The following is a 23,200-nucleotide window of genomic DNA, read 5'->3' on the forward strand; positions in this document are numbered from 1 at the left end:
CGGGGACAATCATCGCCATGGATGCGCGGGTTCGGGTTCGGATCCTCGGCGTCGGGATGGGGCCCTCCCAGGTGACGTCCGAGGTCGCCGCTGCGCTGAGGTCGGTCGACTACGTGCTCGCGGCCGACAAGGCCGGCCCCGAGGCCGACCCCCTGCTCGACCTGCGCCGGGCGATCGTCGACGCGTTTCCCGGACCGGACGGCCCCGCCGAGGTGATCGCGATCAGCGATCCGCCGCGCGATCGCTCGGCCGGGCTGAGTGCCGGGCAGTACGAAGCCGCGGTCGCGGACTGGCACGCGGCGCGCGCCGCACGCTACGCGGAGGTCCTACGGAGCCGCGGCGGGACGGCCGCATTCCTGGTGTGGGGCGATCCGTCGCTGTACGACTCCACCATCCGCATCGTCGAGCACGTGCGGGGACTCGGCGTCGAGCTCGACTACGACGTGCTGCCCGGCGTGAGCGCTCCGGCCTTGCTGGCGGCGCGGCACCGTATGGTGCTGCACGAGGTCGGACGGTCCGTGCACATCACCACCGGTCGGCGCCTGCAGGAGGCGGTCGCCGCGGGACTCGACAACATCGTCGCCATGCTCAACCCGCCGCCACACCGCCTCGATCTCACCGGGCTCGACGACTGGACCATCTGGTGGGGCGCCAATCTCGGCGCACCGGGGGAGCAGCTGCTGACCGGCCGGCTCGGTGATGTCGCACCGCTGCTGTCCGACGCGCGTGCTGCCGCAGCGGACATCGATGGGTGGGTGATGGACCTGTTCCTGCTGAGGCGCTCCTGATGGCCGGTCTTCTGATCGCCGGCACCACCAGCGATGCGGGCAAGACGCTGGTCACCACCGGGCTGTGCCGGGCGCTCGCGCGCCGCGGCATCCGCGTCGCCCCGTACAAGGCGCAGAACATGTCGAACAACTCCATGGTCGCCGACGGATGTGTCGAAATCGGCCGCGCGCAATGGATTCAAGCGCTGGCGGCCGGCGTCAGGCCCGAGCCGGCGATGAACCCGGTGCTGCTCAAACCGGGCAGTGACCGTCGCAGCCATGTCGTGCTGATGGGCCGGCCGTGGGGCGAGGTGTCGTCGGCGGATTGGCTCCACGGGCGGCGGGCACTGGCCACCGCCGCCCATGCCGCGTACGACGATCTGGCGTCCCGCTATGACGTCATCATCGCCGAGGGCGCCGGCAGCCCCACCGAGATCAATTTGCGCGCAGGCGATTACGTCAACATGGGGCTGGCCCGCCACGGCGGACTGGCCACCGTGGTGGTCGGCGACATCGACCGAGGCGGGGTGTTCGCCGCGTTCCTCGGCACTGTCGCATTCCTGTCGCGTGAGGATCAGGCCCTGGTCGCAGGGTTCGTCGTGAACAAATTCCGCGGCGACCTGGCATTGCTGAGACCCGGCCTCGACTCGCTCGAGAACAGCACGGGAAGAACGGTGTTCGGAACACTGCCGTGGCAACCCGACGTCTGGCTGGACTCCGAGGACGCGCTGGACCTGACGACGGTTCGACGGCCCAGGGCGGGGGCCCGCCGGGTGGCCGTGGTCCGGCTGCCGCGAATCAGCAACTTCACCGACGTCGACGCGCTGCGACTGGAGCCCGAGCTCGACGTGGTGTTCGCCTCGCACCCCAGCGCCCTGGCCGACGCCGACCTGATCGTGCTACCCGGCACCAGATCCACGATCGCCGACATGGCGTGGCTGCGCTCGCGCGGACTGGCCGACGCCATCATCGCCCACGCGGCGACCGGCCGCCCGCTGCTGGGCATCTGCGGCGGATTCCAGATGCTCGGCCGGGTAGTGCGCGACCCCGCGGGTGTCGAGGGCGAAGCGACCGAGGTGCCCGGTCTGGGACTGCTCGACGTGGAGACCGACTTCGTGGCCGAGAAGACACTGCGGCTACCGCACGGAACCTGGCTCGGCACAGCGGCATCAGGCTACGAGATCCACCACGGACGGGTCACGGTGTCCGACGCCGCGCACGATTTCCTCGCGGGTGCACGCCGCGGCGCAGTCTTCGGCACGATGTGGCACGGCGCCCTCGAAGGCGACGCACTGCGCAGCCGGTTCCTCCACGAGACGTTGGGGATCGCGCCGTCGGGGGTCTCGTTCGCCGCGGCGCGGGAGAGCCGGTTGGATCGTCTCGGAGACCTCGTCGAGGAGCATCTCGACGTCGATGCCCTTCTCGATCTGGCGCAGCGAGGCGCGCCGGCCGACCTGCCGTTCCTGCCGCCGGGGGCGCCGTGAGAATCCTGCTGCTCGGGGGCACCGCCGAAGCTCGGGCCCTGGCCGACATCCTCACCGCCACCGACGATGTCACCACCTCCCTGGCTGGCCGCGTCGCGGATCCCCGGCTACCGGTCGGGGAGGTGCGCATCGGAGGCTTCGGCGGCATCGACGGCTTGCGTTCTGCGCTGGCACATTTCGATGCCGTCGTGGATGCCACACACCCCTTCGCCAAGACCATCTCAGCGAACGCGGCCGTGGCCTGCGCGCAGGGCGGCGTACCGCTGCTGAGGTTCGAGAGGCCGGGTTGGGCCGACCGCACGCGCGACTCCTGGCACTGGACGGACTCCCACGACGAGGCCGCGGCGGCGGCCGCCCGGCTGGGGAGGCGGCCGTTCCTCACCGTGGGCCGGCAGGAACTCGCCCGCTTCGTCCCCGCGCTGCGCGAGCACGCCACGCTCGCCCGCGTGGTGCAGGCCCCCGATGACATGCTGCCGCCGAACTGGCACCTGGTCCTGAGCCGCGGCCCGTACGCGCTGGCCAGCGAACTGGAGCTGATGCGCAACCATGCCGCCGACGTGCTGATCACCAAGGATTCCGGTGGCGAGTTCACCTGGCCCAAAATGGAAGCCGCAGAGCAGCTCGGCGTCCCGGTCGTCATCGTCGCTCGCCCGGCGCGCGCGGTCGACGTGCCCACCGTCTCGGACATCACTGACGCCGTCGCCTGGGTACGCGCGCTCTCTACGATGAACCGGTGAGGATCCTCGTCACCGGCGGTGTCCGCTCGGGCAAATCGCGACACGCCGAGGAGCTGGTCGCCGACGCCGGTGCGGTGACCTACATCGCGCCGGGCCGGCCCGCCGACGGCAGCGACCCTGACTGGGATGCGCGCGTGCACGCGCATCGCGCCCGCCGGCCCCCGCATTGGTCCACCGTCGAAACCTCCGACCCCGTCAGCGTTCTCGACGACGAGGAAGGCCCCGTGCTGCTCGACTGCCTGAGCACGTGGGTGGTCGCCGTCGTCGACGAGGCCCGATTGTGGGAAGTGGAATCGGCCAGGGTGCATGACGTCGTCGGCGCCCGCACCGACGCGCTGTGCGAGGCGCTGCAGCGCGTCCCCCATGCGGTGGTGGTGACGAACGAGGTCGGCCTCGGCGTGGTGCCCGCGCATCGCTCGGGCGTGCTGTTCCGGGACCTGCTGGGCATGGTCAACCAGCGCGTCGCGGCCGTGTGCGACGAGGTGCACCTGGTGATCGCGGGCCGCGTGCTTCGCCTCTAGATCACCGCGCCCGGTAACGCTCCTCGTGCACCACCGATTTCAGGGAGCTGCGGGCCCGCCAGCCGAAGCGTTCCAGATCGGGCACCTCGGGTACGTCCGCGACCGACCCGACGCACAGCCAGGCCACCGGCCGCACATGGGCGGGCATACCGACCAGGGTCCGCAGGAAGTGCTCGCGATAGAACGACACCCAGCCGACGCCGAGACCCTCGACGGTCGCTGCGAGCCAGAGGTTCTGGATCGCGCACACCACGGAGTAGAGGCCGGCGTCGGAGATGGCGTGGCGGCCGAGGACCTGCGAACCGCCACGGGTGGGGTCGTAGCCGACCACGACACCGAGCCCCGATTCGCAGATCCCCTCGATCGTGATACGCGAAAACGTCTCCGCGCGTTCACCTGTCAGCGTCGACGCGAACACCTCGCGCTCGGTGGCGACATGATCGCGGAATGCGCGCAAGGTTTCTCGCGAGCGCACCAGCACGAAGTCCCACGGCTGGGTCATGCCGACCGACGGGGCGGCATGGGCGGCCAGCAGAACGCGTTCGAGGACATCGTCGGGCACCGGTGCGCCGGTGAACTCTCGGCGCGTGTCGCGGCGCCGGCGGATCACGTCGTAGAGATCGCTCACGGTCGGATCGACCGATCACGCGCGGGGTCGTAGAGGTGACTTTCGCCGGCGCACGGATCGGCCCGGTCGGCCAGTGCGCGGCCGACGAGAATGACTGCGGCGTAGCGGAATCCGGCGTCCTGCACGGCGTCGGCGATGTCGGACACCGTGCCGGACAGCACGACCTCCTGCGGTTGCGAGGCCCGGTACACGACGACGACGGGGCAGTCCGGTCCGTAGTCGGGCGCCAGTTCGGCCATCAGCTCGCGGATGCGGGTGACGGCCAGGTGCAACACCAGCGTGGCACGGGTGGCGGCGAACGCGGCCAGCGATTCGGTCTCGGGCATCGCGGTGGACCGCTGCTGGGTGCGGGTCAACACCACCGACTGCGCGACCAGGGGCACGGTGAGCTCCCGCCCGACGCGTGCGGCGGCGGCCGCGTACGCGGGGACACCGGGGGTCACCGCCCAGGGCACGTCGGCCGCGTCGAGTCGGCGGGTCTGTTCGGACAGCGCGGAGTACACCGACGGGTCGCCCGACACGAGCCGCACCACGCGGCGACCGTCCCGATACGCGGTGACGATGCGCTCGCCGATCTCGTCGAGGTCCAGATCGGCGGTGTCGGCGAGGTCGGCCGCGGGCGAACAGTGCGCGAGGACTTCCGGATCGAGGTAGCTGCCCGGGTAGAGCACGACGTCGGCAACGGCCAGCATGCGCGTGGCCCGCACCGTCAGCAGATCGGCCGCACCCGGACCGGCGCCGACGAACTGCACAGTCCGGTCGTCATCCATCGACCCGAAGTGTAGGGCAGGGCGCGGGTGCCACCGGCTCCTCCAAGCCACCGACGCGTCCCGTCGCGCGCACCGCGAGTGGACTCAGCGCCGCGACGACGGCGAACAGGGTCGCCGCGACGACGGCACCGGCGGGGCCGTGCGCATCGGTTGCCGCGCCGGCCGCAGAGGTGCCCAACGCGGCACCGATCAGGGCACCGCTGTGCAGCCAGCCGAACGCCTCGGTGGCCACCTCGTCGTCGACGTCCTGCGACACCATGAAATACAGCGCCGACATCGCCGGCGCGAACCCCATGCCGGAGACGAACAGGGCACACATCTGCAGCGCCAACACGTGCGTGAGGCCGAACGACACGGTGCCCACCACCACGACAGAGAGCGCGGCGACGACGCCGCTCAGGCCCAGACGGCGGTGCCCGAAGGTCAGACCGCCGAGCACCGATCCGACGCTCGCGAGCGCGATGGCGACACCCGCGGTCAGACCGCCGTTGCCGAGCTCGGCGACCACCCCGACCTCCAGTGCGGTGAACGAGCCGACGAGCGCGCCCCCGGCGACCATGGCCAACAGCACGCTGCGGCGCATCAGCACGCGGCCACGAGCACGGCCGCGGGGGCGTGAGCGCGGGCGCAGGCCCCGCGCGCTGGCCAGGAACCAGGCGGTGCCCACGGCGGTGATCGCGGCGGAGGCGATCAGCGGCATCGCGGTGGAGACCAGTGTCGACAGAGCCATCGCCGCGACGGGGCCGATGACCCAGATGATTTCCTGAGCCGTGGTGTCCAAAGCGAAGAGCGCACGCACGCCATCGCGCGGCAACATCTGCGGGTACAGGGCACGGACCACGGGCATCAGGGGCGGCACCGACGCTCCGACCAGCAGGCCGAGCGCCATCAAGGGCGGTCCGGAGAACGTCGCGCCGGCGAGTCCGAGCATGCCGGCGCCGTTGACCGCGGCGCACGCCGCCAGCGTCGCCGTCGTTCGATCACCGCGGCCGGCGAGCCGCGAAGTCAGCGGCATGGCGATAGCTTCGCCGACGGTCAGGCAGGCGACCACCACGCCGGCGGTGGCGTAGGAGCCGGTGCGGTGTTCGACGTGCACCAGGATCGCCAAGGAGAGCATGCCGAGCGGCAGCCGTGCGAACAGCTGCGCGGCGGTGATGTTCGGTACGCGGGGGACGCGGAACAGTTCGCGGTAGATCCCCATGCCGGGGACTGTACCGTCCAGACGGTGCAGTAAACCACCGAGTTTTAGGCTGGGCCCATGTCCTCGCGGGATCGCATCCTCGATGCCTACGCAGTCCTGCTCGCCGAAGAGGGGGAGCGCTTCGCCACCATCGACGCGGTGGCGGCGCGGGCCGGGGTGTCCAAGGGCGGGGTGCTGTACCACTTCCCGTCGAAGGAACACCTCGCCGCCGCCGTGTGCGAACGGCTGGACACACTCGCTGCCGAGGATGCGCGCGAGATGCGCACCGCCGCGGAGGGACCGGCCCGCTACTACGTGAGCTCGTCCCACTACGCAGGCACTCCGCTCGACCGGATCCTGGTCGCCGCGTCGCGGCTGCGGCAGGCCGGGGACACCCGCGCCCGCGCCGCCATCGAATCTGCGGCGCAGGAGTGGTTGTCGATCCTGCACGAGGCGATCGGCGACCTCGACACGGCCCGAGCGGTCAAGCTGATCGGTGACGGCCTCTACTACAACGCGCTGCACCGGGCGCTCGGTGGGCAACCCGTCGCGTCCGCTGCGGACGAGGGACTGCTCGCGGTGATCGACCGGATGGTCGCGGCCGCCGCCGAGTCCTGATTCAGTCGAGTGCGAACCGTCCGGCGAATCCACGCAGGGGCAGGTCGGCGCTGGTCAGGATGCCCGGGGGAGCGGCGACGACGGCTGTGATGGCGTTGAGCGCGGGCATCCCGGTCACCGTCATGCCGATGGACGCGAAGTTGGCGGGGTCGGACAGGTCGACGCCCGGCTTGGGGAAGATCATGTGTTTGTTGTAGATACACGGATCACCCTTGATCTGAGTGATGTAGCAGCCCTTGATGTCCCAACTCGGGTCGGTGTGCGGTGTCATCTGCCATTCGAGATGCGTTTCGATGCGCGGGATTCCGTCGACCGTTCCGATGTAGGAGATGTAGCTGCCGCCCACCGAACCCTTCGGTAATCGGTACCACCCCAGATCGACGTCTTCGGTGCACGCTCCCAATTCGAACTCGAATCTGACCTCGTCGAGTTCCAGCCCGAAGCAGTCGGCCATCATGTAGACCGAGTCGGCGAACACCTCCGTGTACTTGCGCAGCTTGCCCGGGATGCTCGGATCGTCGACGGGTAGGCCGTAGCCCACCTCGATCCACGTCTCCTTGCTGTGATGGCATGACACGTCGACGGATTCGAGCGTGACGATGTTCTCGATCTCGGCCACATCGGCCGAGGCCACGACGCCGAGGATCTGGTTGAGGCCGGGGTTCATGCCGGTGCCGTAGAACGTCGATCCGCCCGCGCGACACGCTTCGGCGAGCAGGTCGGTCACCTTCTTGCCGGAGTGGTGGGGATGGTTGGTGTCGCGGTGATACCCGGTGATCCAATCCGCGGTGGTGACGATGTCGATGCCGGCCTCCAGCACCTGCACATAGAGATCCTCGTCGGGGAACACACCGTGGAAGGTCACGACATCCGGTGCGGCAGCGATGATCTCGTCGACCGTGCCGGTGGCGATGACGCCGTTGGGCGCCAACCCGGCGAGCTGACCGACGTCCTTGCCCACCTTCTCGGGCGAGTAGCAGTGCACGCCGATCAGTTCGAGATCCGGTTGGGTCGCGATGCGCTTGATCATTTCGGAGCCCACGTTGCCGGTGGCGACCTGGAAGACGCGTATCGGGGTGCTGTTCGTCATCTGCTGGTTCAGTCCTTCTGTCGAGCCGCGTTGACCTCGGCGGCGCTGCCGCCGATGCCGTCTGGGTAGAACTGGCGCGCCCACTCCCGGATCGCGGTGAAGCCCCGCATCTCCGAGGTGGCCAAAGCGGGTGGGTCCGAGTACCTCTGGTGCGACCAGATGTGGATGTCCTGCCTGAACTGGCGGATCACCTCGTTGCCGAACTGTTCGGCCTTCACACGCGCCTTCTCGGGATCGCGGGGCGGCCGCTTCGGCTTGCCGATGTAGGTCATGAAGCGGACGTCGGACGTGCGATCGTCGACCGGGGTGATGCAGGAGATCGTCCGGTTGTCGATCATGCCCCAGCTCTTGGTCACCGCGATGCCGAGGCCGCCGTTGATGGCTTGCACGCCGCTGGTGACGTCGTCGATCGTCTGCTGCTCGTCTCCGTCGAAGGTGATCGTGAAATCGACGTAGGACACCGGTTGGTCGAAATCGTGCCGCGTGAACACAGGATTGATCGGTGTCTCGTGGACGTAACGGAAGTGCTCGACGTCGACGCCGTTCTCGAGCACGTACTGCGGATGCATCTCGAGCCCTTGCTCGAACAGTCGCTGCTGGGGGTAGTAGTCGTCGACGCTGGAACCGTCGCCGAAGCTGTCGAACACATCGGGCGCTGCGAAAAACGGCTCACGGCCCGATGTGTCGTGCCAGATGTAGACGGAGGCATTGCGTTCCACCACCGGGAACGACGGAATCCGGCGACCCCGGTTCGGCCGCTTCTCATACGGGATGCAGACGTTGCGGCCCTCGGTGTTCCACTGCCACCCGTGGAAGGGGCACTGGATCACCTCGCCGATCACGCGGCCGCCGAAGCCCAGATGTGCGCCGAGGTGCTCGCAGTACGCGTGCATCACCGACACCTCGCCGGCTTCGGTGCGCCACGCGATGAGGTCCTGGCCGAAGTAGTGCATGCGGTGGACGTCTCCGATGCCGATCTCGTCGGACCACGCCACCTGGAACCATCCGGTCGGTGTCATCGACAACGGCGGCTTCGCCACAGCGATCCCCTTCCAGTACCGAGGATGACTCTATGAAAGCTTCATAGAAGAGTCAATGATTCTCGGTGATCCGGGGCTAGGATGGGCCGGTGCCGCAACCGGACAGCGCCGGCCGCACGGCGAACAGGCGCGGAATTGCCACGCGCCGAGCGTTGTTGAGCGCGGCCGTGGACGCGCTGGCCACCGGTGACCCCGCCGCGGTGTCGGCGAATCGGGTCGCGAAAGCCATCGGGGTCACGTGGGGAACCATCCAGTATCAGTTCGGTGACGCCGACGGTTTCTGGGCCGCGGTACTGCACCACACCGCGGAACGACGCGGTGACGTCGTCACCGCGTCGGAGACGGGGGCCTCCCTCCGCGACCGCGTCGCAGCGATCGTCGACACGCTCTACGACGGTCTGGAAGCGCCCGACTCGCGCGCCATCGAGAATCTACGGGCGGCGCTTCCTCGGGACCCGGCCGAGCTCGATCGGCTCTACCCCGCCACCGCTGCAGAGTTGCGCTCCTGGGGGCAGAGTTGGAACGACTTGTGCCAGAGAGCGTTTGCTGATCTCCGTGTCGATCCGCACCGCGTGCACAAGGTGGCGGTCTTCATCCCCGGTGCCATGCGGGGCCTGGTGTCGGAGAAGCAACTCGGGAGCTTCAACGATCTCGACGTCGCGCGAGATGGCCTCACCAGCGCCATCGTGGCCTACCTCGCAGGATCGGACACACCGGGCTGAGCATCAGTCGGGCGAGGCGTCACCGATCGTGCGGCTGATGACGGCCCACGGATCGGCGTATTCCCCCGGTCGACCGTAGTAGGCCGATCGGCGAGCCAGGAGCACACGGACGACGGGGGCCACCAGGCGCAGGAGGTGCCGTGTGGGGCCGGCGTTTCGGCGGGCCTCGGCGAGCATGTCCTCCCACGTGTGGTGCTGGAAACCGAGGGCCTGTTGGGCGCGGGAGGTGTCCATCCAGTCGGTGACGAACCAGTCGTCGTCGCGCTCGGGGTTCCCTCTGCGTCCCTGCGGGAGACCGCCGACGAGGCCGCGGGCGGCGGCCAGGGCAGCCCCGACCTCCCCTTGCACCCGGCGATGCGAGTCGTCGCCGGCGATGAGCAGGATCTCGCCGACGACGTCGGCGGTGGTGGCGGCGGCGAACGCCCAGGCGACGTCGCGGACGTCGACGGTGTGTATGCGGCCGTCGACGGGCAGGCAGCTCTCGAAGTAGAGCGCGTCGGCGCTGAAGGGGATGGCGCCGGGGTCGACACTGAGGACACCGCCCAGCCGCAGAACCACCCAATCCAGGCTGGAGGCTCGCACGATCGACTCCGCCTCGGCTTTGTGGGCGCTGTAGAGGTCGGCATGACGCATCGGCATGTCCGCCGTCACCGGTCCGTCCGCTCGATGCGGGTTGCGCGAGCCGTAGACCGCGTTGCTGGATGCCTGCACGAATCGCGGTGGCGCCGGCAGAGATTCAGCGATCTCGACCAGGGCGCGCGTGGCGTCGACATTGACCCGCCGGGCCAGCGTCCTGTTGCGGTAGATGCCCGGCGGGATGATCGCCGCCAGGTGGATGATGACCTCCGGCGCCACCTCGGCGACGACGCGCGCCGTCTGATGTCGATCCGTCAGGTCGACCCATACCGCGCTCACGTTGTCGGGCAGGCTCGCCGCAGACCCGCGGTTTGTCGGGGTGTCGAGGTCGGCGACCACGACCGTGCGGCCCAGTTCCGCGAGCCGGCTCACCGTCGCCGTTCCCACCAGACCGAAACCTCCGGTCACCATCACCGTCCCTGGCACTTGGTCCTCCTCGACGTGGATTCGCTGAACCTTGATCAGCCTGATGTTCAGGCTCGCACACCGGGTCAGGCGCGTGGCGGCGCAGTCGTTCCGCGGACCACCAGTGCCGGCTCCAGCACGACGTCTCTGCTGCCGCCGACAGAGCCGTCGACGAGCATCTCGACTGCCAATTCGACGGATCGGCAGGCGATCTCGGGTGCATCCTGGTGGATCGTGGTCAGATCGATCCGTGGGTTGTCGGAGAGCCGGGTGTCGTCGTACCCGACGAGTGAAACGTGCTCGGGCACCGCGATTCCCGATCGCGTGAACACATCGAGAACGCCCAGGGCGCAGCGATCGTTGCCCGCCAGTACCGCGGTCGGGAGTTCGTCTGCGGTCAGCATCGTCCGCGCCGCCGCAGCGCCCGCTTCTTCGTTGTGGGCGCCCGCGATGACGGTGATCTCGTCGGTCAGGCCGTGCGCGCGCATCGCCGATCGGTAGGCCCGGGCGCGGTCGGCCGAACCCGGATCCGTGCCGCCGTCGACGTGGTGGATGCGGCGATGGCCCAGGCCCACCAGGTAGTCGACCGCCTGTCGGATCCCCTTGGCGTCGTTGGTCCGCACCGTGGCCAGTGGGGTGTCGGGCGCCAGGCCCGGCAGCCTGCGACAGGCCACCACGACGGGTACTCGCTCGGCGAGCCGCAGCAGGTCGGATCGATCGGAATGCGGCCCGAGCAGGACGAGGGCGCCGCAGCGGTGACTGAGGAGCGACTCGACCACAGCCTCCTCGGTGCGGTCCGGCAGATTGGCCGACAGCAGCACCTCGTAACCGAGGCGCTCCGCGGCGGGGTAGATCGCGGTGACCACTTCGGCCTGGAACAGCTGGCGGATGTCGATCATGACGCCGAGGGTGCGGCTGCGGCCCTGCGCCAACAGGCGGGCTGCGGAATCAGGTCGATAGCCGATCTCCTCGGCGATGGCCAGGACGCGTCGGCGGGTCTCGTCGCTGGCGCCCGGTTTGCCGTCGAGGACGAAGGAGACCAGCGTGCGGGACACCCCGGCACGTTCGGCGACATCGGCCATCGTGGGACGACGCCGGCGCGCGGTGCTCACAGAGCGATTCCTCCGGGCAGGGGTGACGGTTGACACAGATGCGAGACGAGCCCCATAGTAGTCCTCACGCGCGTTACTAACGCGCGTTAGTTCCGAGTTTCAGCGACCCCGCCGAGAGGATGTCCATGAGTACCATTCGCGTCGGGTCTGCACCGGACTCCTGGGGAGTGTGGTTCCCCGACGATCCGCTCCAGACGCCCTACAGCCGGTTCCTCGACGAGGTCGCCGAATCCGGCTACGAGTGGATAGAGCTCGGCCCGTACGGTTACCTACCGACCGATCCGGACGAACTCCTGACAGAGCTCGGCGCGCGAGGGCTACGGCTCTCTGCGGGAACGGTGTTCGAACACCTTCACCGCGATGACGCCTGGGCAGCGGTGTGGGGCCAGGTCGAGCACGTGGCTCGGCTGACCGCCGCTGTCGGCGGGACGCACGTGGTCGTCATCCCCGAGATGTGGCGTGATCCGTCGAGCGGCGACGTGCGAGAAGACCGCTCACTCACGGCCGAGCAGTGGAAGAAGAAGACGGAGGGCATGAACGCCCTCGGCAAGGCGATGTTCGAAACCTACGGCGTGCGAGCGCAATACCATCCGCATGCCGACTCCCATGTGGACACCGAGGAGAACGTCTACCGGTTCCTCGACGGCACCGATTCCCGGTATGTGAATCTCTGCCTGGACACCGGACACATCTCCTACTGCGGCGGGGACAACATCGCGATCATCCGTCGCGCGCCCGAGCGCATCGGGTACCTGCACCTCAAGCAGGTGGACCCGCAGGTGTGCGCCACGGTCGACGCCGAGGACCTGCCGTTCGGCGAGGCCGTGAGGCGCGGCGCCATGATCGAACCCCCGCTGGGGATTCCGGACATGCCGCCGCTGCTGGCCGAGATCGAACGTCTCGGCATCGACGTGTTCGCGATCGTCGAGCAGGACATGTACCCCTGCGACGTCGACGCACCGCTTCCCATCGCCCGTCGCACCCGCACCTACCTCGGGTCCTGCGGCGTTCCCGCTGTCACGTTCCGTTAGGAGTTCAGTCATGTCCGATCTTCGCGTTGCCGTCCTGGGAGTCGGCGTGATGGGCGCCGATCACGTCGCCCGCATCCAGGCCCGGATCTCCGGCGCCCGCGTCGCCGTGGTCAACGACTACGTCACCGAGAAGGCCGAACAGATCGCCGCCGGCATCCCCGACTGCCGCGCGATCGCCGATCCTCTCGATGCGATCGCCGAGCCCGACGTCGACGCGGTCCTGCTCGCAACCCCGGGGCCGACCCACGAGAAGCAGCTTCTCGCCTGCCTCGAGCACCGCAAGCCCGTCCTGTGCGAAAAGCCGCTCACCACCGATGTCGACACCTCGTTGGCGGTGGTGCGCCGCGAAGCGGAGCTCGGAATGCGGCTCATCCAGGTCGGATTCATGCGGCGCTTCGACCACGAGTACGTCGAACTCAAAGCGCTCATCGACAGGGGCGATCTCGGCAACCCCCTTCTGCTGCACTGCGTGCACCGCAACCCCAGCGTCCCCGAACATTTCGACTCGGCGATGACGGTGCGTGATTCACTCGTCCACGAAGTCGACGTGACGCGATTCTTGTTCGGTGAGGAGGTCGCCTCGATCCAGATCGTGACTCCGACGCCGAATCCCTCTGCCCGTCAGGGATTGTCCGATCCGCAGATCGCGATCCTGCGGACCGCGAGCGGCAAGCACGTCGACGTCGAGCTGTTCGTCACCACAGGGGTGGCCTACGAGGTGCGCACAGAGCTGGTCGCCGAAAAGGGAAGCGCGATGATCGGTCTCGACGTCGGCCTCGTGCACAGAAGTGCACCCGGCACCTGGGGTGGTGACATCACACCCGGCTTCCGTGAGCGCTTCGGCCGCGCGTACGACGCCGAGATCCAACGATGGGTCGATGCCGTCCGTACCGGGGCGACCACCGGCACGTACACCGACGGTCCCGGGGCGTGGGACGGCTACGCCGCGGCCGCGGTCTGCGAAGCCGGGGTGCAGGCCCTGCGGTCAGGCCAACCTGTCGCCGTGAGCATGGTCGACCGCGCCTCGATCCCCGGAGCGTGACAGCGTGATGATCGCCCTCGACCCCACGCCGTTTCACCACGACTACCCGCTGCTCGAGATTCCGGCTCTGGTCGCCGAATTGGGCTTCGAGTATTTGCAATTGACCCCACACCGGGATTTCATCCCGTTCTACAACCACCCGCGCGCCGACGACGCGTTGGTGGCCCGGTTCCGCAGGGCCTGTGCCGCCGCCGGAGTGGGTATCGCGTCGGTCCTTCCGGTGTTGCGGTGGTCGGGTCCTGACGAGGACGCCCGAGAGGCCGCTGTGCGGAACTGGAAACGCGTCGTGCAGATCACCGTCGATCTCGGGGTCGACGTCATCAACACCGAGTTCTCGGGCAGACCCGAGAAAGCCGAAGAATCCGAGCGGGCCTTCTTCCGGTCGATGGAGGAGCTGCTGCCGCTCTTCGAGCGCGAGGGTATCGACGTCCGGATCGATCCCCATCCGGACGACTTCGTGGAGGACGGCCTCGAGGCGGTGCGCATCATCCGCGGCGTGAACTCGCCGCACATCGGGATGGTCTACGTCGCCTGCCACTCCTTTCACATGGGGGTCCACGCGGGCTCGAACATGGCGGAGATCATGTCGGCAGCAGGTGATCTGCTGCGACTGGTACACGTCGCCGACACCATGGACCACCACCGCTCCCACGGTTTGCGCTACATCACCAATCCGCCCGGCAATCCCGTCCGGGTGCATCAGCACCTCAAGATCGGTGACGGCGACGTGGACTGGCACGAGTTCTTCGGCGGACTCGCCCGTCTCGGCTTCTACGACCGGGACGACACCGTGATGGTGTCGAGCGTGTTCGCCGAAGACGAGACCGCTCACGAGGTGTCGCGTTTCCAACTGAAGACGATGACGGACTACGTGGCCAAATATCGCTAGGATCGCCAGTGTTGAGAACAAGCGAAAGCACAATGCTGCTGAGCGGCGTCGCCGGCTGTGCGACGCCGCCATCGAGTTGCTCGCCACCGAGGGACCACGCGGACTGAGCCATCTCAAGGTCGACCGGCAAGCCGGCGTTTCCGACGGCACCACGTCCTTCTACTACCGCACCCGCGCTGCGCTGCTGCACGGCGTCGCCGACCAGCTGGTGCGCTACGACGCAGAGACATTCACCGAGGTGTTCAAGGACGCGCCGAACGGCAGCGGAGAGGTCATCACGGGAATGCTCGCCGACCAGATCCTCGCCGTCAGGTGCGAGCCGCAGCTGTCACGGACGCGCGCCCGTCTGGAACTGACCATGTCGGCGCGGCGCGACCCCGGCATCGCGTCCGGCTTCCGGCAGATCTCCGAGAGTTACCGGGCGCTGGCCGAGCGTTTGGTGATCGCTTTGCATCACGACAACGGCACCGACATGGATCGCACGCTGTGCGACGAGCAGACCTCGGTGTTGATGGCCTATCTCGGTGGTCAGATGTTCGCTCTGGCCAATGATTCTCCCGACGTGCTCACCCGGGACGACATCGAACGGCAGATCCGTGCCGTCATCACCGGTGTCGCCGTCGAACGGTCGGCCCGTCAGACAAGCGGTTGATGTCGACTGCGTGACATCCGTAGATGTCTGCACCGTGTGGATCGGTATGCCGGTAGTCCGCGCCAGGTCGGGCCCCACCACCTCAGACGTCGTCGAGGCGATCGGGCACCGTGGGATCGTGCGCAGGTAGGAGTAGACCGGCCGCCCTGAGCCGCTCCTGTAACCGGCGCACCCGGCGCATGTCGGAATGGATTCCCGCCGTGGGTGCGGACGGATCCATGCCGGCCGCGGTGAACGAGGTGTCGCCGGTGAACCAGATGTCGATGTCATCGGTTCGCAGTCGTACCGTGACCGACCCCGGCGTGTGGCCGGGTGTGTGAATGGCGGTGAGAGCACCGTCGCGAGTGAGGTGCACCGCAGTCCCCAGATCAGTTGATGTGCCGCTGATGTCGACGTGCCGGATCTTGGTCGATGAGTTGCGCCAGCGCCAATGAAGAGCCCCGATACGCCGCGCTGCGTCATCCTCGGCTCTCGTGGTCCAGATGTCGGCGTCGGGAAACGCGGGAACGGCGCCCGTATGGTCGATGTGTTGGTGAGTCAGAACAAGAGTGCGTACGTCGTTGGCTCGCAGGCCAATACGCGACAGGACGTGCGGCAGGGTATCCGCGTGGCTCGCATCGATCCGGATGAACGATCGGATTGTCGCCCCGGTCCGCGGATCGCAGGCCCAGGACGCGGGGTCGTTGTACGACGGGTCGGCGCCTGCGTCGATCACGACGACGCCTTCGGGATGTTCGACGACGTAGCACCAGATCGGCATCGGTTCGGCGAAGCGTCGATCGGCCAGGATGGCGGCGAAGCGAAGGGCTGCGGGGGTTATTTCCGGAAGGCAACACACGGCGTGCGATCGCTTGACGGTCACGTGTCCGCACCGCAGCGCGTGCACGGCGATGCGAACACCGTCGACGCTGAATTGTGCTGTCGCGTGACCTCGCACCGGACGCCTCTCTCGTTTAACAGTGTTAATCTTGACTCGTTTGTTGAACACTGTCAATCTCTGACCATGGGACGCCCAGTCGGCCGCCACCATGGCGACCTTCGTCGTGGATTGATACGCGCGGCACTCGAGCTCGTCGCCGAATCAACGCCCGACGCAGTGACTTTGCGCGCCGTGGCGCGGCGGGCCGGTGTCTCGGCGGCCGCGCCGTATCACCACTTCGAGGACAGGGACGCACTCTTCGCAGCCGTGGCGCGCGATGGTTTCGATGAGCTGACCCGGATCCAAGACGAGGTGCTTCACGGTCGCCGTTCATCCCGCCGCCGGCTGGAGACGATGGTCGAACGATATGTCTGTTTCGGAACGCAGCACCGAACTCACTACCGATTGATGTTTCGCACGGTACCGACGGAGGTCGGGGGGGTCGAGGGGGATGCACTGCGTGCAGCTGCGCTGGCCTCATTCGGCCGGCTCGTCGACGCCGTCGAGGCGGCGGCGTCATCGCCCGATGCGGCCGGCCGCGCGATCCATGTGTGGGCGTTGGCTCACGGGGCCGTCGAGGTCGGCCAGTGGGGCGAGGCGTTGACGCCGGGCACCACCGTGGAGCAGAGAGCGTCGGCGGTAGGAAAAGCGGCAGGCCTTCTCGTCTGCGCATAGGCGCCGAGGGACTGTGCGGTATGCCGTCAGACGCCGAGCAGGGATTCCAGTGGGGTGCGGGCGAAGTAGATCGCGAACCCGACCGCCACCACCCAGAGCAACGGGCTGATCTCGCGTGCTTTGCCCGCGGCGGCCCGCATCACCACCCAGGAAATGAACCCGACACCGATGCCGTTGGCGATGGAGTAGCTGAAGGGCATCACGGCGACGGTCAGCACGACCGGGAGCGCAACCGAGAACTCCGAGAGTTCGATGTGGCGCAGATGCGAGACCATCATCGCCCCGACGATCACCAGCGCTGCCGCGGCCACCTCCGTCGGCACGATCGACGCCAACGGTGAGACGAACATGGCGGCGAGGAACAGCACACCGGTGACGAGGTTGGCCAGACCGGTGCGGGCGCCCTCCTCGATGCCTGCACCGGACTCGATGAACACCGTGTTCGACGACGACGACGTCGCACCGCCGACCACCGCACCGGCACCTTCGACGACCAGCGCTGCGCGCAGACGGGGGAAGTTACCCTGCGCGTCGGACAACCCGGCCTCCCGGGACAGGCCGGTCATCGTGCCCATCGCGTCGAAGAAGTTCGCGAACACCAGCGTGAAGATCAGGATCACCGCGGCGATCACGCCGATACGGCTGAAGCTGTTCAGGCTGAAGTCGCCGACGAGCCCGAGATCGGGCAGCGCGAACGGAGATCCGGACAGCGTCGGTACCGACAGCGACCACCCGCCCGGCTTCTCGGTGGCCGAGCCGAGGTGCCAGATGGCTTCGATGACGACGGCGACGACGGTGCCGGCCACGAGGCCGATCAGGATGCCGCCGCGCACCCGGCGGGAGACCAGGATGCCCGTCAGCAGCAGCGTGAAGATGAACACCAGCGTCGGCACGGTTGTCAGTGATCCGAGCCCGCCGGTACCCAAACCGACTGGGGGAGAGGCCAACTTGGTGGATGAGATGAAGCCGGAGTCGACCAGTCCGATGAACAGGATGAACAGGCCGATACCCGCCGTGATCGCCAGTTTGAGCGGCATCGGCACCGCGTCGAAGATGAGGCGGCGCAGCCCGGTGACGGCGAGCAGCACGATGATCACACCGTTGATGACCACCAGACCCATCGCTTCGGCCCAGGTCAATTGACCGACGACCGTGGTGGCCAGGAACGAGTTGATGCCCAGTCCCGCGGCGAAGGCGAACGGCAGACGCGCGATCAAGCCGAACAGGATCGTCATCGTGCCGGCGGCCAGCGCGGTGGTGGCCGACACCTGCGCGAAGTTCAGTGACTGCCCGCTGACGTCCTTCGGGCTCGACAGGATGATCGGGTTCAGCACGATGATGTAGGCCATCGCGATGAACGTGACCACGCCGCCGCGTATTTCGGTGCCCACCGTCGACTGGCGGGCCGTGATCTCGAAGAAGCGGTCCACTCGGTTCATCGGCGGCTCAGTACTGAGACGACGGTGCCGGTGCTGGCGGCGGTGCCACCGGCATGCACAGACCCGTCTGCAGGTCGAGTGCTTTGCCCGGGAGACAGAACGGCGTGCAGCCATAGATCACGCCGGTTTGGCCCGGTGGGCACGAGCCGGGAGGTTGCGCGACGGCGCTCGGGGCCGCGGAGAGGGCGACGACCGGTGCGGCGAGAGCAGCGGCGATCACCGCCACTCCCAGAACCTGTTGCCTTCCAACCATTGTCGTCCCCTCTCACCGTGGCATGCCGGTAGCGACACGAGGTCCCGGCTTGTCGGTCCGGCCGTCGAGCACGAGTTCTGCGACCCGAGCCCGATGATCTTCTGCGCTGCCCAACAGTGCGGCGTCGGTGTATGCCCGCTTGTAGTACAGATGGGCCTGATGCTCCCAGGTGAACCCGATACCTCCGTGCACTTGGATGGTGTCGTTCGCAATTCGCGTCAGGGCAGCCGAGCACACCGCCTGGGCGATGCTGACCGCCAACGCCGGATCGTCGGTGCCGTGGGTCAGCGCCCAGATCGCGTGGTAGGCGGTCGAGCGGGCGTGTTCGACAGCGACCAGTGCGTCGGCCAGGCGGTGCTTGACCGCCTGGAACGAGCCGATCGGGCGACCGAACTGCAGCCGGCTCCGTGCGTAGTCGACGCTGAGATCGAGCAGATGCTGTGCCGCCCCGACCTGTTCGACAGCGAGCAGAGCCGAGCCGACGTGCAGCGCATGGTCGATGACGCGGTCCGCGTCCTGTGGTCCTGCGATCAGCCGTGCGGACGCGTCGGACAGTGTCACGGTGGCTTGTGGGCGGGTGGGATCCAGCGTCATCAGCGGAACTCGCTGCACCGCAGGAGAATCCGTGTCGACGGCGAACAGGGCCATGCCCTCGGGGCCATCGGCGGCGATGAGCAGCACGTCGGCGGAGCCGGCATCGACCACCCGCTCGACCGTGCCGGTCAGGCTCCACTCGTCGCCGGCGTTCGCTGCTGTCACCTCGCCGATGGCGAACGCCGCGGTCTTCGTGCCCTCGGCGAAGGCATCGAGCAGCTCACCCGGAGCGGACGCCGCGACGAGCGCCGGGATCGCCAGATACACGGTGCCGAACAGCGGCCCCGGCGCGAGCGCCGCGCCCAGCTCTTCGATGGCGACCGCCTGGTCGATCAGCGTGCCGCCCACACCGCCGGCGGACTCGGGCACCGCCAATCCGAGGACGCCCAGCTCGGTGCCCAGCCGTGCCCACACGTCCCGGTCGTACGGCGGATCGGCTTCCATGGCCGCGCGGACCGCGCGCTCGTCGACGTGATCGGCGCAGAACTTCCGCACCGCCGCGCGCAACTGCTGTTGCTCGTCGGTGAACACGAACTCATCGCCCGCAAGCTCCTCAGCTGTGCCTTTCGGCTGATCCGCACGCTCCTCAGCTGTGCCTTTCGGCTGATCCGCACGCTCCTCAGCTGTGCCTTTCGGCTGATCCGCAAGCTCCTCAGCTGTGCCCTCGGGCTGATCCGCAAGCTCCTCAGCCACGCGGAATCTCCTTCCACGCCATCCCCGCATCCGCCCGCAGATCACCCGGCAGGCCGAGGACCCGCTCGCCCAGAATGTTGCGCATCACCTCTGACGTGCCGCCTTCGATCGTGTTGGCCCTGCTGCGCAGGAACCGCTGCTGGATGGGTCCGCGGTAGTCGTCGGGATCGCCGTCACCGGCGCCGTACCCGTCGTAGAGCAGCCCTTCCGGGCCCAGGAAGTCCATGCAGAACTCGTAGATGTGTTGATTCAGCTCGGCACCGACCAGCTTGCCGATCGACCCCTCCGGGCCCGGCCCGCCGACTGTGGCCGAAGCACGGGACCGCTCGGAGGTCAGCCGCTGGGCCTCGGCACGCAACCAGAGGCAGGTGAGGCGGTCGCGCAGCACCGCGGTCTGGCGGTCCGGCCGCGAGGACCACAACGCCACCGCATCGGCGATCGTTCCGGCGCCGCGCCGGCTGCCGCTGGCGCCCAGAGCGCTGCGTTCGTTCATCAGCGTCGTCATCGCCACGCGCCAGCCGTCCCCGACCCCACCCAGCCGGTGGGTGTCGGGAATCCGGGCGTCGCTGAAGTAGACCTCGTTGAATTCGGCGTGGCCGGTCATCTGACGCAACGGGCGTGTCTCGACGCCGGGGCCGTGCATGTCGATGACGAAGTACGTCAAACCCTTGTGTTTGGGCGCATCCGGGTCGGTCCGGGCGAGCAACAGTCCCCAGCGCGCCCGGTGAGCCAGACTGGTCCACACTTTCTGGCCGTTGACCACCCAGGCGTCCCCATCGGGCACGGCTGATGTCGCCAATCCGGCGAGGTCGGAGCCCGCACCCGGCTCGGAGAACAGCTGACACCAGATGTGCTCGGTGGTGGCCAGCGGTCGCAGCAACTCGCGGCGGACATCGTCGGTTTGCGCGTGTTCCCGGATGGTGGGTGCGGCCATGCCGTAGCCCATGGGATTGAGGCCGAGGGGGACCGGCCCGCCGGCACCCTGCAGAATTCGATCGGCGACGGCCTGCAGGCCGCGCGAAGCACCCAGCCCGCCGAAGCCTTCGGGGAAATGTACCCAGGACAGTCCCGCGTCGTAGCACGCTCCGAGGAATTCCGGTATCGGTACCGAGTGCGGATCGTGCTCAGACACCAGGCGGTGCGCGGCCTCGGCTACCCGGTCAGCGTCGACGGCAGTGCCCATACGAGCACCTTAACCGGCGACCGTGGTTCGTCTAGCCGGCAGTGAGCGCCGGGCGATCGAACTCGGACCGGTGATGGCGCTGCAGGAGGTAACGGAGCCACCGAACATCAAGTAACACAGTGATCCTTACGCAGTCTTGGTGAGAAGGGGGAGCAGCTGCCGACGCGCGACCATCGCATCGGCGAAGTGATTGAGGGCCTCGGGAACGGAGCCGGCCGCGTCGAACTCGATGTCGTGGGCACGCAGTGTCTGCTCGACCGCGCGGCTGGCCACCAGGGACCATTCCACGCCGGCCGCGCTGCACGCGTCGTCCACGGCGAAAAGAAGCGAAAGAGCCTCGGCGTCACAGGAAGTGACGGCGCTCAGGTCGAGCACGAACGGCTTCTCCGCGAGGACGAAGCGGCGCGTGTACTCGGTGGCGCGGGCGATATCGCAGTCGCCGAGCGCACCCGTGATCGTGACCACGGTGGCCAACTGACGGCAGTGCGCACGAATCTCGGCGCCACCGCAATTGAACGTCGGATTGCCGTACATCGCCGCCTCCCTCGATCATGTGCTGAACCGGGTCCGTCGTCGAACCCGACACGATTGAAGGTAGTGAGCCAATTTAAGGCCGTGGGGTGTAACCACTAATACTTCGCTAAGAACTGCTTTCAGAGCGGCCAGCAAACTCGTCGGTAACTTTCACCCGCGGCGTTGCTGCTGGGAGCCGGTGTATCCGACCCACGGGTTGTAGTCGGCCAGCAGGTCCTCCTGCTCGGGCCGGACCGGCTCGGGCACGTGCTCGAGGTTGATGCGGATGCGGTACCAGATCGAGCTCGGGCCGCGCATTCCGTCCACGAGAACGTCTGTCGGCGAGAGCTTTTCGGCCGCGTCGGGATGCATCTGCTGCCACTGGGCCAGTGCGGCCATCGCCTCGTCCTTGGTCTTGGTCCTGGCGATCTCGATCAGAGGTTTCGTCGAGTGTCGGCGGCCGTCGGTGACGCGGTGCGTCCCGCGGGGCGCCTTCTCCGCCGGGCCGAGTCGCTCGGCCAACTCCAGCAGGGACTCAAGCCCGCCGGGGGTGTCGTCCATCCCTTCCCAGGGATCGCCGTGCTCGGCGACCCGGTCCGGCACCGTCGCGATCGTGAACTCCTCCGGGCGGCAGCCGGCCACCTCGTCCCAGAACAAGGGCGTCGACACCCGGGCGTCCGGGGTGGCGCGCACCGAGTACGCCGAGGCCACCGTGCGGTCCTTCGCGTTCTGGTTGAAGTCGACGAAGACGCCCTGGCGTTCTTCTTTCCACCACCGTGCTGTCGCGGACTCCGGAGCGCGCCGCTCCACCGCGCGGGCGACGGCCTGGGCCGCCAGCCGCACCTGTGTGAAGGGCCAGCGCCGGTGGATGCGCGCGTAGATGTGGAAGCCGCGAGATCCGGACGTCTTCGGCCATGCCACCAACCCGTGGTCCTCGAGCACTTCGCGGGCCACGAACGCCACGTCGAGGATCTGCCGCCATCCGACACCCGGCATGGGGTCCAGGTCGACGCGCAGTTCGTCGGGGTGGTCGAGGTCGTCGGCCCGCACCGGGTGCGGATTGAGGTCGACGCAGCCGAGGTTCACCGCCCAGATCAGACCGGCGGGGCTGGTCAGCACCGCCTCTTTCGCCGACGTCCCTGACGCGTACTTGAGCTCGGCGACGTCGATGAAGTCGGGGCGCTTCTGCGGAGCTCGCTTCTGGAACACCGCCTCCTCGGTGATGCCCTTGACGAACCGTTTGAGGATCATCGGTCGGTCGGTGACGCCCCGCAGCGCGCCGTCGGCCACGGCCGCGTAGTAGTCCATCAACGCGCCTTTGGTCACTCCCAGATCCGGGAAGACGATCTTGTCCGGATTCGTGATCGGCACCTGCTGCCCGCCGATCTCGAAAGACTCCCGAGCAGCCATTCCTTCATCGTAGGTTCCAGACCGGTGTGCGAGGTGCGTCACATAAAGTTGACCCATGTCCACGCTCACCGACCTGGCCGCCCAGGCGCTCGGCAAAATCACTCAGTCCGCGGAGATCTACTGGGATCGCGGGACCGCGGAGCTGCACTACGCCCGCAAGATGTTCGAGGCGGGGGGGCTGGAACTCCAAACGCCAC

24 protein-coding genes are annotated in these 23,200 nt (G+C 68.0%); 11 read left to right on the plus strand and 13 right to left on the minus strand.

Going from position 1 to position 23,200, the window contains the following annotated elements; genetic code table 11:
• Positions 1-17: 17 nt before the first annotated feature.
• The 4 genes from cobF to MHN84_RS26640 are packed head-to-tail and all read left to right on the plus strand — an operon-like array spanning position 18 to position 3,509.
• A complete protein-coding gene (gene cobF / locus MHN84_RS26625) occupies positions 18-788 on the plus strand; it encodes a precorrin-6A synthase (deacetylating) (protein ID WP_241207480.1) in 771 nt (256 codons plus the stop codon).
• Entirely contained in the window at positions 788-2,251 is a 1,464-nt protein-coding gene (locus MHN84_RS26630) for a cobyric acid synthase (RefSeq protein WP_241207481.1), read from the plus strand. Before cobF ends, MHN84_RS26630 begins: the two co-directional genes overlap by 1 nt.
• Entirely contained in the window at positions 2,248-2,988 is a 741-nt protein-coding gene (locus MHN84_RS26635) for a cobalt-precorrin-6A reductase (RefSeq protein ID WP_241207482.1), read from the plus strand. Before MHN84_RS26630 ends, MHN84_RS26635 begins: the two co-directional genes overlap by 4 nt.
• The gene (locus MHN84_RS26640; protein ID WP_241207483.1) at positions 2,985-3,509 is read left to right on the plus strand and encodes a bifunctional adenosylcobinamide kinase/adenosylcobinamide-phosphate guanylyltransferase; all 525 of its coding nucleotides are present in this window, start codon (positions 2,985-2,987) and stop codon (positions 3,507-3,509) included. Before MHN84_RS26635 ends, MHN84_RS26640 begins: the two co-directional genes overlap by 4 nt.
• Position 3,510: 1 nt before the next feature.
• On the opposite strand, the gene bluB is transcribed toward MHN84_RS26640, so the two are convergent.
• The 3 genes from bluB to MHN84_RS26655 are packed head-to-tail and all read right to left on the minus strand — an operon-like array spanning position 3,511 to position 6,108.
• On the minus strand, positions 3,511-4,137 hold the full coding sequence (gene bluB, locus MHN84_RS26645; protein WP_241207484.1) for a 5,6-dimethylbenzimidazole synthase: 627 nt from the start codon (positions 4,135-4,137) through the stop codon (positions 3,511-3,513).
• Positions 4,134-4,907: a precorrin-4 C(11)-methyltransferase gene (gene cobM / locus MHN84_RS26650; protein ID WP_241207485.1), complete on the minus strand. Its 774-nt coding sequence runs from the start codon at positions 4,905-4,907 to the stop codon at positions 4,134-4,136. The genes bluB and cobM overlap by 4 nt, the downstream gene beginning before the upstream one ends.
• Positions 4,900-6,108 carry an MFS transporter gene (locus tag MHN84_RS26655; protein WP_241207486.1) on the minus strand — a complete coding sequence of 403 codons (1,209 nt, stop codon included), beginning with the start codon at positions 6,106-6,108 and terminating at the stop codon, positions 4,900-4,902. The genes cobM and MHN84_RS26655 overlap by 8 nt, the downstream gene beginning before the upstream one ends.
• Positions 6,109-6,165: 57 nt before the next feature.
• Between MHN84_RS26655 and MHN84_RS29770 the strand changes: the two genes are divergently transcribed.
• Positions 6,166-6,705 carry a TetR/AcrR family transcriptional regulator gene (locus MHN84_RS29770; RefSeq protein ID WP_255730978.1) on the plus strand — a complete coding sequence of 180 codons (540 nt, stop codon included), beginning with the start codon at positions 6,166-6,168 and terminating at the stop codon, positions 6,703-6,705.
• 1 nt (position 6,706) lies between these two features.
• On the opposite strand, the gene MHN84_RS26665 is transcribed toward MHN84_RS29770, so the two are convergent.
• Complete coding sequence (locus MHN84_RS26665) at positions 6,707-7,795, minus strand: dihydrodipicolinate reductase (protein ID WP_241207487.1); 1,089 nt, start codon at positions 7,793-7,795, stop codon at positions 6,707-6,709.
• A gap of 8 nt (positions 7,796-7,803) precedes the next feature.
• Positions 7,804-8,835 carry a Rieske 2Fe-2S domain-containing protein gene (locus MHN84_RS26670; protein ID WP_241207488.1) on the minus strand — a complete coding sequence of 344 codons (1,032 nt, stop codon included), beginning with the start codon at positions 8,833-8,835 and terminating at the stop codon, positions 7,804-7,806.
• An 89-nt stretch (positions 8,836-8,924) separates the two neighbouring features.
• Between MHN84_RS26670 and MHN84_RS26675 the strand changes: the two genes are divergently transcribed.
• On the plus strand, positions 8,925-9,557 hold the full coding sequence (locus MHN84_RS26675) for a TetR/AcrR family transcriptional regulator (RefSeq protein ID WP_241207489.1): 633 nt from the start codon (positions 8,925-8,927) through the stop codon (positions 9,555-9,557).
• A gap of 3 nt (positions 9,558-9,560) precedes the next feature.
• On the opposite strand, the gene MHN84_RS26680 is transcribed toward MHN84_RS26675, so the two are convergent.
• Positions 9,561-10,619 (minus strand): NAD(P)-dependent oxidoreductase, encoded by a 1,059-nt coding sequence (locus MHN84_RS26680; protein WP_241207490.1) that lies wholly within the window; start codon positions 10,617-10,619, stop codon positions 9,561-9,563.
• A gap of 65 nt (positions 10,620-10,684) precedes the next feature.
• A complete protein-coding gene (locus MHN84_RS26685; RefSeq protein ID WP_241207503.1) occupies positions 10,685-11,680 on the minus strand; it encodes a LacI family DNA-binding transcriptional regulator in 996 nt (331 codons plus the stop codon).
• A gap of 155 nt (positions 11,681-11,835) precedes the next feature.
• Between MHN84_RS26685 and MHN84_RS26690 the strand changes: the two genes are divergently transcribed.
• The 4 genes from MHN84_RS26690 to MHN84_RS26705 all read left to right on the plus strand — a co-directional run bounded on the left by MHN84_RS26690 (position 11,836) and on the right by MHN84_RS26705 (position 15,324).
• The gene (locus MHN84_RS26690) at positions 11,836-12,741 is read left to right on the plus strand and encodes a sugar phosphate isomerase/epimerase (protein ID WP_241207491.1); all 906 of its coding nucleotides are present in this window, start codon (positions 11,836-11,838) and stop codon (positions 12,739-12,741) included.
• 10 nt (positions 12,742-12,751) lie between these two features.
• Positions 12,752-13,783 carry a Gfo/Idh/MocA family protein gene (locus MHN84_RS26695; RefSeq protein ID WP_241207492.1) on the plus strand — a complete coding sequence of 344 codons (1,032 nt, stop codon included), beginning with the start codon at positions 12,752-12,754 and terminating at the stop codon, positions 13,781-13,783.
• A gap of 4 nt (positions 13,784-13,787) precedes the next feature.
• A complete protein-coding gene (locus MHN84_RS26700) occupies positions 13,788-14,672 on the plus strand; it encodes a sugar phosphate isomerase/epimerase family protein (protein WP_241207493.1) in 885 nt (294 codons plus the stop codon).
• A gap of 76 nt (positions 14,673-14,748) precedes the next feature.
• A complete protein-coding gene (locus MHN84_RS26705; RefSeq protein WP_241207494.1) occupies positions 14,749-15,324 on the plus strand; it encodes a TetR/AcrR family transcriptional regulator in 576 nt (191 codons plus the stop codon).
• 82 nt (positions 15,325-15,406) lie between these two features.
• On the opposite strand, the gene MHN84_RS26710 is transcribed toward MHN84_RS26705, so the two are convergent.
• Positions 15,407-16,039, minus strand: a complete 633-nt coding sequence (locus MHN84_RS26710; protein WP_241207495.1) for an MBL fold metallo-hydrolase — start codon at positions 16,037-16,039, stop codon at positions 15,407-15,409.
• A gap of 15 nt (positions 16,040-16,054) precedes the next feature.
• On the opposite strand from MHN84_RS26710, the gene MHN84_RS30050 reads away from it, so the two are divergent.
• The gene (locus MHN84_RS30050; RefSeq protein ID WP_374238434.1) at positions 16,055-16,918 is read left to right on the plus strand and encodes a TetR/AcrR family transcriptional regulator; all 864 of its coding nucleotides are present in this window, start codon (positions 16,055-16,057) and stop codon (positions 16,916-16,918) included.
• Positions 16,919-16,944: 26 nt separating this feature from the next.
• Here MHN84_RS30050 and MHN84_RS26725 read toward each other — a convergent pair whose 3' ends face one another.
• The 5 genes from MHN84_RS26725 to MHN84_RS26750 all read right to left on the minus strand — a co-directional run bounded on the left by MHN84_RS26725 (position 16,945) and on the right by MHN84_RS26750 (position 23,003).
• On the minus strand, positions 16,945-18,357 hold the full coding sequence (locus tag MHN84_RS26725; RefSeq protein ID WP_241207496.1) for an NCS2 family permease: 1,413 nt from the start codon (positions 18,355-18,357) through the stop codon (positions 16,945-16,947).
• 265 nt (positions 18,358-18,622) lie between these two features.
• Positions 18,623-19,735 carry an acyl-CoA dehydrogenase family protein gene (locus MHN84_RS26735; protein ID WP_241207505.1) on the minus strand — a complete coding sequence of 371 codons (1,113 nt, stop codon included), beginning with the start codon at positions 19,733-19,735 and terminating at the stop codon, positions 18,623-18,625.
• 154 nt (positions 19,736-19,889) lie between these two features.
• Positions 19,890-21,080, minus strand: a complete 1,191-nt coding sequence (locus MHN84_RS26740) for an acyl-CoA dehydrogenase family protein (RefSeq protein ID WP_241207498.1) — start codon at positions 21,078-21,080, stop codon at positions 19,890-19,892.
• 126 nt (positions 21,081-21,206) lie between these two features.
• Positions 21,207-21,614, minus strand: a complete 408-nt coding sequence (locus tag MHN84_RS26745) for an STAS domain-containing protein (RefSeq protein ID WP_241207499.1) — start codon at positions 21,612-21,614, stop codon at positions 21,207-21,209.
• 150 nt (positions 21,615-21,764) lie between these two features.
• Positions 21,765-23,003: a DNA polymerase domain-containing protein gene (locus tag MHN84_RS26750; protein ID WP_241207500.1), complete on the minus strand. Its 1,239-nt coding sequence runs from the start codon at positions 23,001-23,003 to the stop codon at positions 21,765-21,767.
• Positions 23,004-23,200: the final 197 nt, after the last annotated feature.

The organism is Mycobacterium sp. PSTR-4-N (assembly GCF_022348085.1).
GTDB lineage: Bacteria > Actinomycetota > Actinomycetes > Mycobacteriales > Mycobacteriaceae > Mycobacterium.